Consider the following 16,270-nt stretch of genomic DNA (forward strand, 5'->3'; position numbering starts at 1 on the left):
GGTGAACCGTAGGCTCGCTGCTGATGCCCACGACACCTGCCCCCGCCCCGGACTCCGCCGGCAAGCGTTCCGCCGTACGCTCCCTGCTGCGGCTGTGGCCGTACGTCCGCCCCGTGCGGGCCCGGCTGTCCACCGCCGCGTTCACAGCGGTCCTCGCCTCCTGCGTGGGGCTGGTGATCCCCCTCGTCCTGAAGTGGATGGTGGACGGGCCGGTCGCCGACCGGGACCCGGCGGGCGTGTGGCTCGGCGCGCTGTACCTGCTGCTCCTGGGGCTGGCGGAGGCACTGCTGTTCGGGCTGCGGCGCTGGCTGGTGGCCCGGCCGCTGGCGGGCGTCGAGGCGGGGATGCGGGCGGATCTGTACCGGCACCTGCAACGGCTGCCGGTCGCCTTCCACGACCGCTGGGCCTCGGGCCAGTTGCTGTCGCGCGGGACGACGGACCTGATGCTGCTGCGCATGTTCCTCGCCTTCCCGCTGACGTTCCTGCTGGTCAACGGCGTCACGATCCTGGTCGGCGTGGGCATAATGCTGGTGCAGGACTGGACGCTGGGGCTGGTGATCCTCGGGCCCGCCATCCCCGTGATGATCACGTGCGGGATCTTCGAGAAGAAGTACTCCGAGGTGGCGCGGCGGGCGCAGGACCAGGTCGGGGACCTGACGACGGTCGTCGAGGAGAGCGTGCTCGGCATCCGCATCATCAAGGGCTTCGGGCGGCACCGCAGCCAGGCCCGCGCCTTCCACGAGCTGTCGCACACGCTGCGGGGCACGGAGCTGCGCAAGGCGCGGCTGCTCGCGGCGATCTGGGCGGTCATCGTGACGCTGCCGGAACTGGCGATCGGGGCGGCCCTGGTGGTCGGCGCGGTGCAGGTGGCGGACGGGGCCTTGTCGGCGGGAACGCTGGTGGCGTTCCTGTCGACGGCGCTGGCGCTGCGGTGGCCGGTGGAGTCGATCGGGTTCCTGCTGGCGATGAGTCAGGAGGCCGCGACGGCCACGGACCGGTACTTCGAGGTGATGGACGCGGAGGTCGAGACGCCGGGGGGTGCCGGTGGACCGGCGCCGGTGCCGGGGGACGGGGCGGGCGGATTGCGGTTCGAGGGGGTCCGGTTCCGGTATCCCGACGCTCCCCCCGGTTCCCCGCCCCTCCTCGACGGCGTCGACCTGCACATCCGCCCCGGGGAGTCCATGGCGCTGGTCGGCGCCACCGGCAGTGGCAAGACGACGCTGACCGCGCTGGTCCCCCGGCTGCACGAGGTGACCGAGGGCCGGATCACGCTGGACGGCGAGGACATCGCCGGCCTGCCCCGCGAGGAGCTGCGTGCCATGGTCGCCGTGGCCTTCGAGGAGCCCACGCTCTTCTCGGCGAGCGTCGGCGAGAACGTCCTGATGGGCGCCGGCGAGGGCACCGGCGCTGACGCTCTGGAGCGGGCCCTGGCCGTGGCGCAGGCCGACTTCGCGCACGCCCTGCCGCAGGGCACCGACACCCAGGTCGGCGAGCAGGGCCTCAGCCTGTCCGGCGGGCAGCGCCAGCGCCTCGCGCTCGCCCGGGCCGTCGTCGGCCGGCCGAGGTTCCTCGTCCTCGACGATCCGCTGTCCGCGCTGGACGTGCACACGGAGGCCGCCGTGGAGGCCGCCCTGCGCCGGGTGCTCGCGGACACCACCGCGCTGATCGTGGCCCACCGCCCCTCCACCGTGCTGCTCGCCGACCGGGTGGCCCTGCTGTCCCGGGGCCGGATCGCCGCCGTCGGCACCCATCACGAACTGCTGCGCACGAACGCCGAGTACGCCCATCTGATGTCCGGCGCGGGCGAACAGGAGGAAGACCGGCGATGACGGCACCCATCACGTCCCCGCCCGCTCCCGGCGAGGCGGAGGACCCGCCGCCCCGGCCCGGGGACGCCGAGCACCCCGGCGACGACTTCGACCGCGACGTCCTGCCCAGCCCGCCGGGCGCCACCGCGGCCCTGCTGCGCTCGCTGCTGGCGCCCCTGCGGGCCCGCGTCGTGGTCACGGTGCTGCTCCTGCTGCTCCAGCAGGCGGCCGTGCAGGCGGGACCGCTGCTGGTGGCGTACGCCATCGACCGTGCCGTGCCGGCCTTCCGCGACGACGACCACGGGCCGCTGATCGCGGTCGGTGCCGGGTACCTGCTGTGCTCGCTGACCGCCGGCGCCCTGCAGTACGCCTTCATCGCCGCGTCCGCCCGGGTCAACCAGGACGTGCTGCTGGACCTCAGGGGCCGGATCTTCCGGCACGCGCAGGCGCTCAGCGTCGACTTCCACGAGCGCTACACGTCGGGGCGGCTCATCTCCCGCTCCACGACGGACGTCGAGTCGCTGCGGGAGCTGCTCAGCGAGGGGCTGCAGGAACTGGTCACGGTCATCCTGTCCTTCGTCTACATCTCGGCGATGCTGCTGTGGCTGGACCTCGGGCTCGGCGCGGTCGCGGTGGCCTCGTTCGTACCGCTGTACGGGCTGGTGCGGCTGTACCAGCGGCGCGCGGGGCGCGTGTACCGGAAGCGGTCCACGGCGATCGCCGCGGTGATCGTCAAGTTCGTGGAGACGATGAACGGCATCAGGCCGGTGCGCGCCTTCCGCCGGGAGGCCGCCAACGACGCCGACTTCGCCGCCCTGAACCGGCGTCACGAGCGGAGCAACGGCGACGCGCTGCTGGAGATGGCCCGTTACGTCGTGGGCTCCCGGCTGGTCGCCAACACGGCCGTCGCGGGGATCGTGCTGTGGGGCGCGTACCGGGTCGCGGACGGCACGCTGGCGCTCGGTGTGCTCGCGGCCGCGGTGCTGTACCTGCGCCGGCTGTACGACCCGATCGACCGGCTCGGCATGTTCCTGAACTCCTACCAGTCGGCGGCGGCCTCGCTGGAGAAGATCGCCGGGCTGCTGGCCCAGACGCCGTCGGTGCCCGAGCCGGCCACGCCGAGGGAGCTGCCGCCGCCGGCGTCGGAGCACCCCGGGCGGGAGGTCGTCTTCGACGGCGTCCGGTTCGGCTACCGCACCGGCGGTGAGGTGCTGCCCCGCTTCGACCTGACGATCCCGGCCGGGCAGACCGTCGCCGTGGTCGGCTCGACCGGCGCGGGCAAGTCGACGCTGGCCAAGCTGCTCGCCCGGTTCTACGACCCCTCCGACGGGCGGGTCCTGCTGGACGGCACCGACCTGCGCGACCTCGCCGTGCCCGAACTGCGGCGCGGGGTGGTGATGGTGACGCAGGAGGCGTTCCTGTTCTCCGGGACGGTCGCCGAGAACATCGCCATCGGGCGTCCGGAGGCGACGCGGGAGGAGATCGAGCGGGCCGCGAAGGCGATCGGCGCGCACGACTTCATCGCCGCGCTGCCCGACGGCTACGACACCGACGTCCGCAAGCGGGGCGGCCGGATCTCCGCCGGGCAGCGGCAACTGGTCGCGTTCGCGCGGGCGTTGCTCGCCGACCCCGCGGTGCTGATCCTGGACGAGGCGACCAGCTCGCTGGACGTGCCCGGTGAGCGGGCGGTGCAGCGGGCCATGGCGACGGTGCTGAAGGGCCGTACGGCGGTGGTGATCGCGCACCGGCTGTCGACGGTGGAGATCGCCGACCGGGTGCTGGTGATGGAGCACGGCCGGATCGTGGAGGACGGCGCGCCGGCCGAACTGACCGCGGGGACGGGCCGCTTCGCGGACCTGCACCGGGCGTGGCGGGACAGTCTCGCGTGAGCGGCGCCGGGGGGTGGCGGACGGGTGGCACCTCGGTCGACGCGTACGAGGATCCCGGCACGCCGGACTGCCGGGGCGGCTGGCGGTATCTGTGGTGGCTGGTCGGCCGGCAGTGGCGGCGCTGTGCGGCGGGAGCGGTGCTGGCCAGCGTGTGGATGGTGCTGCTGGCGGCGACGCCGTACCTGATGGCGCGGGCGGTCGACCACGGACTGGAGCCCGGTGACCTGGGCGCGCTGGCCGGCTGGACGGGGGCGCTGGCCGCGGCGGGCGCGGTCAACGCCTGGCTGGGCGTCCTGCGGCACCGCACGATGACGCGGGTCCGGATGGACGCCAACTTCCGCACGGTCAAGGTCGTCGTCGGACACGCGACGCGGCTCGGCGCGGCGCTGCGGCGGCAGGTGGGGACCGGTGAGGTCGTCACCATCGGGGTGGGCGACGTGCAGACGATCAGCCAGTCGCTGACGGCGGTCGGGCCCGGCTTCGGGGCGATCGTCGCGTACGCGGCGGTCGGCGGTCTGATGCTGTCGGTGTCGGCGCGGCTGGCCCTGGTCGTGCTGCTCGGCGTGCCGGCCCTGGGAGTGCTGCTGGGGCCGCTGATGGGCCGGCTGCAGGGCCGGGAGACCGAGTACCGGGAGCGGCAGGGTGTGCTCACGGCGCGCATCGGCGACCTGGCGGGCGGGCTGCGGGTGCTGAACGGGCTGGGCGGCAAGAATCTGGTCGCGGACGCCTTCCGGCGGGACTCGGCGCGGCTGCGCGAGCAGGGGTACCGGGTCGGGGCGGTGACGAGCTGGATCCAGGCCATCGGGGTGGGACTGCCGATGCTCTTCCTGGGCCTGGTGACCTGGCTGGGCGCCCGGCTGGCCGTGCGGGGCGAGATCAGCGTGGGCGAGCTGGTGTCGGTGTACGGCTATGTCGTGGCGCTGGGCTGGCCGGTGGCGTTCCTGATCGAGATGAGCCACCAGCTCAGCCGGGGCGTGGTGGCCGCCCGCCGCGTGGTCGCGTTCCTGCGGCTGGAGCCGGAGCCGGACGAGGGCACGTGCGACGCCCCGGCCGAGCCGTCGGTGCTGTACGACCCGGCGTCCGGGGTGCGGGTGCCGCCGGGGCGGCTGACCGTGCTGGCCGGGGCCCGGCCGGCCGACGCGGCCGCCGTGATCGACCGCCTCGGGCGGTACGCCCCCTCCGACGTCACGTGGGGCGACGTCCCGCTGGCCGGGATACCGCTGTCGCGGGTGCGGGAACGCATCCTCGTGGCGGAGGCGGAGGCCGACCTGTTCGCCGGCACCCTGCGCGAGGTGATCGGCGCCGCCGGAGCACGCCCGGCGGACGTGGACGGCACCGCCGCGCGGCCGCGCGGGACGGACCCGACCGACCACCTCGGCCTCGCGGACGGCACCGCCGTGCACCCACCCCGCACGGACCCGACCGACCACCACGACCCCGCGGACAGCACCGCCGTCCAGCCACCCCGCACGGACCCGACCGACCACCACGACCCCGCGGACAGCACCACCGTCCAGCCACCCCGCACGGACCCGACCGACCACCACGACCCCGTGGGCGCCCGGCGGCACGCCGGTCCGTCCTCGGAGGCGCGCCTGGCGGGGGCCATCGGTGCGGCCGTCGCCGACGACATCGTCCGGGGTCTGCCCGAGGGGCTGGACACGGTCGTCGCCGCGCAGGGCCGCGATCTGTCGGGCGGCCAGCGGCAGCGGGTGCGGCTGGCGCGGGCCCTGGCGGCGGACCCGGAGGTGCTGCTGGCCGTGGAGCCGACGTCGGCCCTGGACGCCCACACTGAGGCCGCCGTGGCGGAGCGGCTGCGGGCGGCGCGCGCGGGCCGTACGACCGTACTGGCCTGCACCTCGCCGCTGGTGCTCGACCGGGCGGACGTCGTGCACTACCTGGTCGACGGCAAGGTCGCGGCCCGCGGGAGCCACCGGGAACTGCTCGTCGCCGAGCCGGGTTACCGGGAGCTGGTGGCGCGGGACGCCGAGGACGCCGAGGACGCCGAGGAAGAGGAGGCGGTGCGATGACCTCGCCGCAGCCGGTGGCGACCGGGCAGCTCCCCGTCGCCGAGCGCGCCGCCGTGCGACGGGCGATGGCGGGCCTGGTGCGGGCCGACGGGCGGGCGTTCGCCGCGCTCCTCGGCCTGAACGCGCTGGCCGCCCTGGCCGGGCTCGCCGGTCCGTGGCTGCTGGGCCGCATCGTCGACGAGGTGCGGGCCGGAGGCGGGGTGGGCGCCGTGGACCGGATGGCACTCGCCATCCTGGCCTGCTCGGCCGCCCAGTTGCTGCTGGCCCGCTGGGCCCGGTACGTGGGGCACCGCTTCGGTGAGCGGACGCTGGCCCGGGTGCGGGAGCGGTTCGTGGACCGGGCGCTGGGGCTGCCCGCGGCCGTGGTGGAACGGGCGGGCACCGGCGACCTGACGACGCGGGGCACGGCCGACGTGACCACCGTCGGCACCACGCTGCGCGACGCCGGTCCGGAGCTGCTGGTCAACGCCGTGCAGACGCTGTTCCTCACCGCCGCGCTGTTCGTGCTCTCCCCGCCGCTCGGCGTCGTCGCGCTGGTGCTGCTGATGCCGATCCGGTGGGCGCTGCGCTGGTATCTGCGCCGCGCCCGGGACGGCTATCTGGCCGAGGGGGCGGCCAATTCGGACGTCGCCGAGATCGTCGCGTCGACGGTGGCGGGCGCCCGCACGATCGAGGCCTTCCGGCTGGCCGGGCAGCGGGTCGAGGCGAGCCGCCGGGCGCTGGCGGTCTCGCGGCGCGCCCGGTTCCACACGCTGTACCTGCGCAGCGTGCTCTTCCCGGTGGTCGAGGTGTCCTACGTCGTGCCCGTGGCCGGCGTGCTGCTGGCCGGCGGGCTCCTGCACGCGCACGGGATGGTGAGCGTGGGTGCGGTGGTGGCCTGCGCGCTGTACCTCCAGCAGCTGACCGGGCCGCTCGACGAGGTGCTGATGCGGTTCGAGGAACTCCAGCGCAGTGGCGCCTCCTTCGCCCGGGTGGAAGGGCTCGCGCTGGCTCCCCGGGCCGCTGCGGACGACGCGGCGGTCCCGGCGGACGACCGCATCGACGTGGCCGGCGTGGGTTACTCGTACGACCGGGGCGGCGAGGTGCTGCGCGGCGTGGACCTGAGCGTGCGGCCGGGTGAGCGGCTGGCCGTGGTCGGGCCGTCCGGGGCGGGGAAGACCACGCTTAGCCGGCTCCTCGCGGGCGTGGACGCGCCGGACGAGGGCTCCGTGACGGTGGGCGGGGTGCCGGTGGTCGCCCTCTCCCCGGAGCGGCTGCGCCGTCAGGTCGTGCTGGTCACCCAGGAGCACCATGTCTTCCTTGGCACGGTTCGCGACAATCTGCTCATCGCCGAACCGGAGGCGTGCGACGACGCGTTGTGGGCCGCTCTCGCCGCGGTCGGCGCCGAGGAGTGGGTGCGGGAACTGCCGGACGGTCTGGGCACCGAGCTGGGCGGCGACGGTGCCCGCGCCGACGGCTCCCGGGCCCAGCAGCTGGCTCTCGCGCGGGTGGTGCTGGCCGATCCGCACACACTGATCCTGGACGAGGCCACCGCCCTGCTGGACCCGACGACGGCCCGGCACACCGAGCGGGCCCTCGCCGCCGTGCTGGAGGGCCGTACGGTCATCGCCGTCGCGCACCGGCTGCACACCGCGCACGACGCCGACCGCGTGGCCGTGATGGAGGACGGCCGGCTCACCGAACTCGGCACGCACGACGAGCTGGTGGCGGCCGGCGGGGCGTACGCGGCGCTGTGGGGATCGTGGCACGGAGAGTCCCGCGAGGCATCCTCCGCGGGCGGTCCGGCGGCGGCCGGCTGACTGAGCGGGCAGTCAGTACGGGCCGCTACGGCAACGACTCCGTATATCGAACATGAACGCCCGGACAACGAACGATTTCCGGCCAAGTTACTGACGCGGTCCTGACAAGAGGGGAGATCTCCTGCCACTCTTCCCACGGCTGCTCCACAGCGCCCCCACAGCTTCGTCATCGGCGCCGTGCCGTGGCCAGCTCCTTGCACGTGGTTTCTGCGTACCGACTAGCTCTGCCCGGCCGGCTCACCCGCCGTCCGGTCTCCCCTGGCCGCGCGACCCGCGGCCACGCAGAAGGAGTCAGTGTTGAGCAGCAGCACTCCCCACAGACGCACCTCCCACACCACGCACCGCCGCGCGGCGGGCGTCGCCCTCGCCGGTGTCGCCGCGCTGATCGCCACGGCCTTCCAGGCCGGCGGCGCCACCGCCGCCCCGCGGCCGGCCTCCGCGCCGGGCGCCGAGTCCGTCAAGCTCACCCCGGCCCAGCGCGCGGAACTGATCCGGGACGCCAATGCCACCAAGGCCGCGACGGCCGAGGACCTGGGCCTGGGCGCCAAGGAGAAGCTGGTCGTCCGGGACGTGGTCAAGGACCGCGACGGCACGCTGCACACCCGTTACGAGCGGACCTACGACGGGCTGCCCGTCCTCGGCGGCGACCTGGTCGTCACCACCGCCGAGTCGGGGAGGACCGAGCAGGTCGTGAAGGCCACGGCCAAGGCCATCAAGCCGGCCACCGTGACGCCGAAGATCACCGCCGCCAAGGCCGAGCAGCAGGCGGTCTCCGCCGCGAAGGCCGCCGGCGCCGCGCAGCCGGACGCCGACCGCGCCCCGCGCAAGGTGATCTGGGCGGGCAACGGCACCCCGGTCCTGGCTTACGAGACGGTGGTGGGCGGCCTCCAGGAGGACGGTACGCCGAACGAGCTGCACGTCGTCACCGACGCGGCCACCGGCGCCAAGCTGTACGAGTACCAGGCGATCCACGAGGGCACCGGCAACACCATGTACAGCGGCACGGTGACGCTGGGCACCGCGCAGTCCGGGTCGTCCTACACGCTGACCGACACGGCACGCGGCAACCACAAGACGTACAACCTGAACCACGGCACGTCCGGCACCGGCACGCTCTACTCCGGGCCCGACGACACCTGGGGCAACGGCAGCGCGTCCAACACGGAGACCGCCGCCGCCGACGCCCACTACGGCGCCGCGCTGACCTGGGACTACTACAAGAACGTCCACGGTCGCTCCGGCATCCGCGGCGACGGCGTGGGCGCGTACTCCCGGGTCCACTACGGCAACAACTACGTCAACGCCTTCTGGTCGGACAGCTGCTTCTGCATGACCTACGGCGACGGGTCGGGCAACACCCACCCGCTGACGTCCATCGACGTGGCCGCGCACGAGATGTCCCACGGCGTCACGTCGAACACCGCGGGCCTCAACTACAGCGGCGAGTCCGGCGGTCTGAACGAGGCCACCTCGGACATCTTCGGCTCCTCGGTCGAGTTCTACGCCAACAACTCCTCGGACGTCGGTGACTACCTCGTCGGCGAGGAGATCGACATCAACGGCGACGGCAGCCCGCTGCGCTACATGGACAAGCCCAGCAAGGACGGCGCGTCCAAGGACTCCTGGTACTCCGGCCTCGGCGGGATCGACGTCCACTACTCGTCCGGCCCGGCCAACCACTTCTTCTACCTGCTGAGCGAGGGCAGTGGCACCAAGACCATCAACGGTGTCACCTACAACTCGCCGACCTCGGACGGCCTCCCGGTCACGGGCATCGGCCGCGCCAAGGCGGAGAAGATCTGGTTCCGCGCGCTGACCACGAAGTTCACGTCGACCACCAACTACGCGGGCGCCCGCACCGGCACCCTCGCGGCGACCGGTGAGCTGTACGGCACCGACAGCGCCGAGTACAAGGCGGTGCAGGACGCGTGGGCGGCCATCAACGTCGGCTCCCGCTCGGGCGGCGGCGGTGGCGGCGGCACGACCGTCGAGAACGCCGCCAACGTGAACATCCCCGACTACGGCGCCGCCGTGACCTCCTCGATCACGGTTTCCGGCCGTACCGGCAACGCGCCGAGCAACCTCCAGGTGGGCGTGGACATCGTGCACACCTGGCGCGGTGACCTGCAGATCGACCTGGTGGCCCCGGACGGGTCGACGTACCGCCTGAAGAACAGCGGCTACGACTCGGCGGACGACGTGCACGAGACCTACACGGTCAACGCCTCGTCCGAAGCGGCCAACGGCACCTGGAAGCTGCGCGTCCAGGACCTGGGCCGGCTGGACACCGGCTACATCGACGCCTGGCGCCTCACCTTCCCGTAGGCCCGCACCGTCCCACCACAGTCAGGGCGCCGTCCCCGGAGGTTCTATTCCCGGGGGCGGCGCCCTCCCCATGACCGCCGCGTTTTTGCCAAGCCCATACGCGGGCGGGGTTGCGGTTTTGCCGAGGTCACACGGGTTCATGTTTCCGCAACATTCACCCGGTCGTCGATTTTCGGCCAACATCATTCGACCCTCCTGACATGTACGCGGCACTGGTGTCACTCTTCCCTCACCCGCCGCACAACTTCGCACTCAACGCCGGCCGGCCACCCCACGCCGACCGGACTCCCCCACCGAAGGAGCTTGTGTGTCCTCCCTCTTCGCGCGCCACAAGCGCAGCACGCTGGCCGTCGCCACCGCCGTCGCGGCCGGCGCCCTGCTCACCACCGGCCTGACCGCCGGCAGCGCCACCGCCGACACCGCCGCGCCGAAGGCCCTCCCGGGCGCCCCGGTGCTGCTGTCGGACTCCGCCCGCACCGCGCTCATCCAGGAGCAGCAGCAGTCCGCTGCCGCGACGGCCCAGCGGATAGGCCTCGGCGCCCAGGAGAAGCTGGTCGTCAAGGACGTCGTGCGGGACGTCGACGGCACCGTCCACACCCGCTACGAGCGCACCTACGAGGGCCTGCCCGTCCTCGGCGGCGACCTCGTCGTGCACCAGGCGAAGTCCGGCGCCACCCAGGGCGTGACCAGAGCGACGAACGCCGCCATCAAGGTCGCCACCGTGACGCCGAAGATCGCCGCGTCGAAGGCGCAGCAGCAGGCGCTCGGCGCCGCGAAGGACGCCGGGTCGTCGCAGGCCACGGCCGGCTCCGCGCCCCGCAAGGTGATCTGGGCGGCCGACGGCAAGCCGGTCCTCGCCTACGAGACCGTCGTCGGCGGCCTCCAGGACGACGGCACCCCCAACGAGCTGCACGTCATCACCGACGCGGCCACGGGCGCCAAGCTGCACGAGTACCAGGGCATCGAGACGGGCTCCGGCAAGAGCCTCTACTCGGGCACGGTCACCCTCGGCACCTACAAGTCGGGCTCGACGTACCAGCTGTACGACACCGGGCGCGGCGGCCACAAGACGTACAACCTGGCCCGCAGGACCTCCGGCACCGGCACCCTGTTCACCGACGCCGACGACGTCTGGGGCACCGGCACCGCCTCCAGCTCCTCGACCGACCAGACGGCCGCCGTGGACGCCGCCTACGGCGCGCAGGTCACCTGGGACTTCTACAAGAACACCTTCGGCCGCAACGGCATCAAGAACGACGGCAAGGCGGCCTACTCCCGGGTCCACTACGGCAACCAGTACGTCAACGCCTTCTGGGACGACAGCTGCTTCTGCATGACCTACGGCGACGGCTACGGCAACACCAGCCCGCTGACCTCGCTGGACGTGGCCGGGCACGAGATGAGCCACGGCGTCACCTCCAACACCGCGGGCCTCAACTACAGCGGCGAGTCCGGCGGCCTCAACGAGGCGACCAGCGACATCTTCGGCACCGGCGTGGAGTACTACGCGGCCAACTCCGCCGACAAGGGCGACTACCTCATCGGCGAGAAGATCGACATCAACGGCGACGGCACCCCGCTGCGCTACATGGACAAGCCCAGCAAGGACGGCGCGTCCAAGGACTACTGGTCCTCCAGCCTCGGCAGCGTCGACGTGCACTACTCGTCGGGCCCGGCCAACCACTTCTTCTTCCTGCTCGCCGTGGGCAGCGGGGCGAGGACGGTCGACGGGGTCAGCTACAACTCCCCGACGTACAACGGCTCCACCGTCACCGGCATCGGCCGCGCCAAGGCGCTGCAGATCTGGTACAAGGCGCTGACCACGTACATGACGTCCACGACCAACTACAAGGCCGCCCGCACGGCGACCCTGAACGCGGCCTCGGCGCTGTACGGCTCCACCAGCACCGAGTACAAGACGGTGGCCGCGGCCTGGTCCGCGATCAACGTGAACTGACCGGCACCGGCACGAGCGCCGGCACCGCGGGCGGCACCCGGAACCACCGGTTCCCGGGTGCCGCCCTACCCTTGGTGCCCATGTCCTTCACGTACGACGACGTCGGCGCCACCCGCGAGCAGGACCACTGCCCGCCCGGCTTCCGCCCCATGCACGTACGCACGCGCCTCGGGGAGGGCGAGCCGGTGTTCCGGCGGGCGGCCGAGGCCGTGCTGACCTGGGAGATGCACCGGGCGATGGGCGTCGGCATCGACGCGAGCGCGGACCGCGCCGCGCCCGGCGTCGACGTCACCGTCACCCTCGCCGGGATGATCAAGGCGCCCTGCCGGGTGGTGTGGACGCTGGAGGAGCACCGCCGGGCCGGCTGGGCGTACGGCACCCTGCCCGGCCACCCCGAGTCCGGCGAGGAGGCCTTCGTCGTGGACCGCACCGGCGACGGCACGGTCTGGCTGACCGTGACCGCCTTCAGCCGCCCGGCCAAGTGGTACGCCAAGGCCGGCGGCCCGGCGACCCGGGGTTTCCAGCACGCCTACGCCCGCCGCTGCGGCACCGTCCTGCGGCGGCTGAGCGGCGGCGACGAGGAGGACTGAGCGCCGCCCCGCCGCCGCTCGGGCCTCACCGCATCAGCAGCCCCGCCGCCTCCCCCACCTCGTCGGACGGCACCGCGACCAGCCCGGCCTCCGCACCGGACGCCAGCAGCCGGTGCGCGGGCAGGATGCGGACCGTGTAGCCGAACGGGCCGGTGCGGTCCAGGGCGAGCGGGCCCTCGTACAGCCAGCGGCCCTCCAGGTCGGGGCCGCCCACCGGTTTCAGCGGCACGGTCGCCGCGTCCGTGATGCGGTCCTCGGAGTCCACCCGGCCGGAGACCGCCTGGACCTCCACGTCGTCCGGGGCGAGGTCGCCGAGGTTCACCCGCACCCGCAGGCCGAGCGTCGAGCCGAGCTCCGCCGTGGCGGCGGGCGCGGACGTCTCGACGTGGTCGACGCTCACGCCGGACCAGGCCGCCCGCACCCGGGTCTTCCACTCGGCGAGCGCCCGGGCGGAATCCGGGTCCATCGCGCGGTGCGCCTCGGCCGCCGGTGCGTACAGCCGCTCGACGTACTCCCGGACCATCCGGCCGGCCAGGACCTTCGGGCCGAGCAGGCTCAGGGTCCTGCGGACCATCTCGATCCACCGGTCGGGCAGCCCGCTCGCTCCCCGCTCGTAGAAGCGGGGGGTGATCCGCTGCTCCAGCAGGTCGTAGAGGGCGGCGGCCTCTATGGCGTCGCGCCGGTCCGCGTCGGTCCCGGCGCCGTCGGCGGTGGGGATGGCCCAGCCGAAGTCCGGCTGGTACCACTCGTCCCACCAGCCGTCCAGCACCGACAGGTTGAGGCAGCCGTTGAGCGCCGCCTTCATGCCGCTGGTCCCGCACGCCTCCAGGGGCCGCAGCGGGTTGTTCAGCCAGATGTCGCAGCCCGGGTAGAGCTTCTGCGCCATCGCCATGCCGTAGTCGGGCAGGAACACGATGCGGTGCCGCACCCGCGGGTCGTCCGCGAACCGCACCAGCTCCTGCACCAGCCGCTTGCCGCCGTCGTCCGCCGGGTGCGCCTTGCCCGCGACGACGATCTGGACCGGCCGCTCGGGGTGCAGCAGCAGCTCCGTCAGCCGGTCCCGGTCGCGCAGCATCAGCGTGAGCCGCTTGTACGACGGGACGCGCCGCGCGAACCCGATGGTGAGCACGTCCGGGTCGAGGACGTCGTCGATCCAGCCCAGCTCGGCGGTGCCCGCGCCGCGCTGCCGCCAGGAGGCGCGCAGCCGCTCGCGCACCTCGGTGACCAGTTGCTCGCGCAGGGTGCGGCGCAGCTCCCAGATGTCCTGGTCGGGGATGTCGGCGACGGAGTCCCAGCGGTCCGAGCCGCCGACGGTCATGGCGTCCTCGGCCCGCTGCACGCCGATCTGCCGGGCGCCGAGCCGGAACACCTCGGGGGCGACCCAGGTCGGGGCGTGCACACCGTTGGTGACGGAGGTGATCGGCACCTCCTCGGCGTCGAAGCCGGGCCACAGTCCGGAGAACATCTCCCGGCTGACGCCGCCGTGCAGCAGGGAGACGCCGTTGGCCCGCTGGGCCAGGCGCAGGCCCATCACGGCCATGTTGAACAGGTTGGGCTCGCCGCCGGGATAGGTCTCCATGCCCAGCCGCAGGACGCGCTCGACGTCGATGCGGGGCAGCTCGGAGCCGGGGCCGAAGTGGCGGGCGACCAGTTCGCGGTCGAAGCGGTCGATGCCGGCCGGGACGGGCGTGTGGGTGGTGAAGACGGTGCCCGCCCGGACCGCCTCCAGCGCGGAGTCGAACTCCAGCCCCCGGTCGCAGAGTTCGGCGATGCGCTCCAGGCCGAGGAACCCGGCGTGGCCCTCGTTGGTGTGGAACACCTCCGGTTCGGCGTGCCCGGTGAGCCGGCAGTACGTCCGTACCGCCCGGACACCTCCTATGCCCAGCAGCATCTCCTGGAGGAGCCGGTGTTCGCTGCCGCCGCCGTAGAGCCGGTCGGTGACGCCGCGTTCGCCGAGGTCGTTCTCCTCGACGTCCGAGTCCAGGAGCAGCAGCGGCACCCGGCCGACCTGGGCCAGCCAGATCCGGGCGCGCAGCTCCCGGCCGCCGGGCAGGGCGAGGGCGACGCGGGCCGGGGTGCCGTCGGCCTCCTTGAGCGGGGCCAGCGGCAGCTCGTGCGGGTCGAGGACGGGGTAGTGCTCCTGCTGCCAGCCGTCCCGGGACAGGGACTGCCGGAAGTAGCCGTGCCGGTAGAGCAGGCCGACCCCGACGAGCGGCACTCCGAGGTCGCTGGCCGCCTTCAGGTGGTCGCCGGCCAGGATGCCGAGGCCGCCGGAGTACTGGGGCAGGGCGGCGGTGATGCCGAACTCGGGTGAGAAGTAGGCGACGGCGGCGGGCAGTCGGCCCGGCTGGACCTGGTACCAGCGGTCGCCGGTCATGTAGTGGTCGAGGTCGTCGGCCACCGCGGCCAGCCGGCGCAGGAACCGGCGGTCCTCGGCCAGCTCCGCCAGCCGCGCGGGCGGGACGGTGCCGAGCAGCCGCACCGGGTCGCGGCCGGACTCGGCCCAGCATCCGGGGTCGACGGACTGGAAGAGGTCGCGGGTCTCCGCATGCCAGGACCAGCGCAGATTGCGGGCCAGATCGCTGAGTGGCCGGAGGGGGTCGGGGAGAACGGGACGGACGGTCAGTCGACGGATCGCCTTCACACTCCACCTCTGCGCGTTCGCTCGATTGGACGGGGTGCGTGTTCCCTCGTCGTTCATGACGTTACCGGCGTTGCTCCGTCCCTCGCCGGGGGCTTCGCCCCACAACCCCCCAATCCGCTTGAACGGCCTCACCCTCGCACGCCGGACGGGGCTGCACGCATCGGCGTGTCGATATGGCCGGATCTTTCCCCATCGGCCTTCTTGTGACATGTCGCCCCGCACGAAAAGCTGCACATGTCGCGGAGGCACTGATTGCGGGAGCGACGCGCGGGAAGGCGTTCGGACGGGACCCGCCGTGTGTGTCGACATACGCGCGAGTAGTTAACAAAGTGCCGGATTGCCCACCCGAACAGTGGGGGAAGGCTCCTGCGGTACGCCCCACAAGGCACACCCGCAGGACCCATCTCCCCAGAGTCATCCGCCCACCCTCGTTGACGCGGACAGGAGCGGTCATGCCCGCCAAGCACCACTCGCCACCCCCCACCGCACCCGGCACCGGAGCGGTCCCCGTGCGCCCGGCCGAGGCCGGGCCGCCGGCCCCGGAACCACCCTCGGCCGGGCGTTCCACCGTCGTCGGGCGCATCCCCGTGCTCGACGTGCGCCCCGTCATCCAGGGCGGACGCCGGCCCGCCAAGGCCGTGACCGGCGAGGCGTTCGAGATATCGGCCACCGTGTTCCGGGAGGGCCACGACGCGGTGGCGGCCAACGTCGTCCTCAGAGATCCGCGGGGCCGGCCGGGCCCGTGGACGCCGATGCGGGAGCTGGCCCCGGGCACCGACCGCTGGGGAGCCACGGTGCGGGCCGGGGAGCCCGGCCTCTGGTCGTACACCGTCGAGGCGTGGGGTGATCCGGTCACCACCTGGCGGCACCACGCGCAGATCAAGATCCCGGCGGGCATCGACACGGAGCTGGTCCTGGAGGAGGGCGCCCGGCTGTACGAGCGCGCCGCCGCGGACGTACCGGAGAGCCGGGCGCGCAAGCAGCTCCTGGCCGCCGTCGACGCGCTGCGGGACGAGTCGCGCCCGGCCGCGTCACGGCTGGCGGGGGCGTTGACGCCGGAGGTGGACGCGGTGCTGGCCCGGCATCCGCTGCGGGAGCTGGTCACCACCTCCGACCCGCTGCCGCTGCTGGTGGAGCGGGAACGTGCCCTGTACGGCTCCTGGTACGAGTTCTTCCCCCGCTCCGAGGGCACCGCCGACCGGCCCCACGGCACCTTCGACACCGCCGC

9 protein-coding genes are annotated in these 16,270 nt (G+C 73.4%); 8 read left to right on the top strand and 1 reads right to left on the bottom strand.

What is annotated here, in order from left to right:
- Positions 1–23: 23 nt before the first annotated feature.
- The 7 genes from ACGF3H_RS26245 to ACGF3H_RS26275 all read left to right on the top strand — a co-directional run bounded on the left by ACGF3H_RS26245 (position 24) and on the right by ACGF3H_RS26275 (position 12,398).
- Positions 24–1,829, top strand: coding sequence for an ABC transporter ATP-binding protein (locus ACGF3H_RS26245; RefSeq protein WP_362488913.1), 1,806 nt, complete (start codon positions 24–26; stop codon positions 1,827–1,829).
- On the top strand, positions 1,826–3,697 hold the full coding sequence (locus ACGF3H_RS26250; RefSeq protein WP_362488911.1) for an ABC transporter ATP-binding protein: 1,872 nt from the start codon (positions 1,826–1,828) through the stop codon (positions 3,695–3,697). The genes ACGF3H_RS26245 and ACGF3H_RS26250 overlap by 4 nt, the downstream gene beginning before the upstream one ends.
- Positions 3,694–5,727 carry an ABC transporter ATP-binding protein gene (locus tag ACGF3H_RS26255; RefSeq protein ID WP_362488909.1) on the top strand — a complete coding sequence of 678 codons (2,034 nt, stop codon included), beginning with the start codon at positions 3,694–3,696 and terminating at the stop codon, positions 5,725–5,727. The genes ACGF3H_RS26250 and ACGF3H_RS26255 overlap by 4 nt, the downstream gene beginning before the upstream one ends.
- Positions 5,724–7,526 carry an ABC transporter ATP-binding protein gene (locus ACGF3H_RS26260; RefSeq protein WP_362488907.1) on the top strand — a complete coding sequence of 601 codons (1,803 nt, stop codon included), beginning with the start codon at positions 5,724–5,726 and terminating at the stop codon, positions 7,524–7,526. The genes ACGF3H_RS26255 and ACGF3H_RS26260 overlap by 4 nt, the downstream gene beginning before the upstream one ends.
- Positions 7,527–7,823: 297 nt before the next feature.
- Positions 7,824–9,851 (top strand): M4 family metallopeptidase, encoded by a 2,028-nt coding sequence (locus ACGF3H_RS26265; RefSeq protein ID WP_362488905.1) that lies wholly within the window; start codon positions 7,824–7,826, stop codon positions 9,849–9,851.
- 307 nt (positions 9,852–10,158) lie between these two features.
- Positions 10,159–11,808, top strand: a complete 1,650-nt coding sequence (locus tag ACGF3H_RS26270; protein WP_362488903.1) for a M4 family metallopeptidase — start codon at positions 10,159–10,161, stop codon at positions 11,806–11,808.
- A gap of 80 nt (positions 11,809–11,888) precedes the next feature.
- Positions 11,889–12,398 (top strand): DUF1990 domain-containing protein, encoded by a 510-nt coding sequence (locus tag ACGF3H_RS26275; protein ID WP_362488901.1) that lies wholly within the window; start codon positions 11,889–11,891, stop codon positions 12,396–12,398.
- Positions 12,399–12,423: 25 nt separating this feature from the next.
- On the opposite strand, the gene ACGF3H_RS26280 is transcribed toward ACGF3H_RS26275, so the two are convergent.
- Positions 12,424–15,042, bottom strand: a complete 2,619-nt coding sequence (locus tag ACGF3H_RS26280) for a glycosyltransferase family 1 protein (RefSeq protein WP_362488899.1) — start codon at positions 15,040–15,042, stop codon at positions 12,424–12,426.
- Positions 15,043–15,494: 452 nt separating this feature from the next.
- Here ACGF3H_RS26280 and ACGF3H_RS26285 point away from each other — a divergent pair.
- Positions 15,495–16,270: maltotransferase domain-containing protein (locus ACGF3H_RS26285; RefSeq protein ID WP_362488897.1), on the top strand; the 776-nt coding region annotated here is incomplete at its 3' end.

The organism is Streptomyces sp. NPDC048185, assembly GCF_043202495.1.
In the GTDB taxonomy this organism is placed as follows: Bacteria; Actinomycetota; Actinomycetes; order Streptomycetales; family Streptomycetaceae; genus Streptomyces.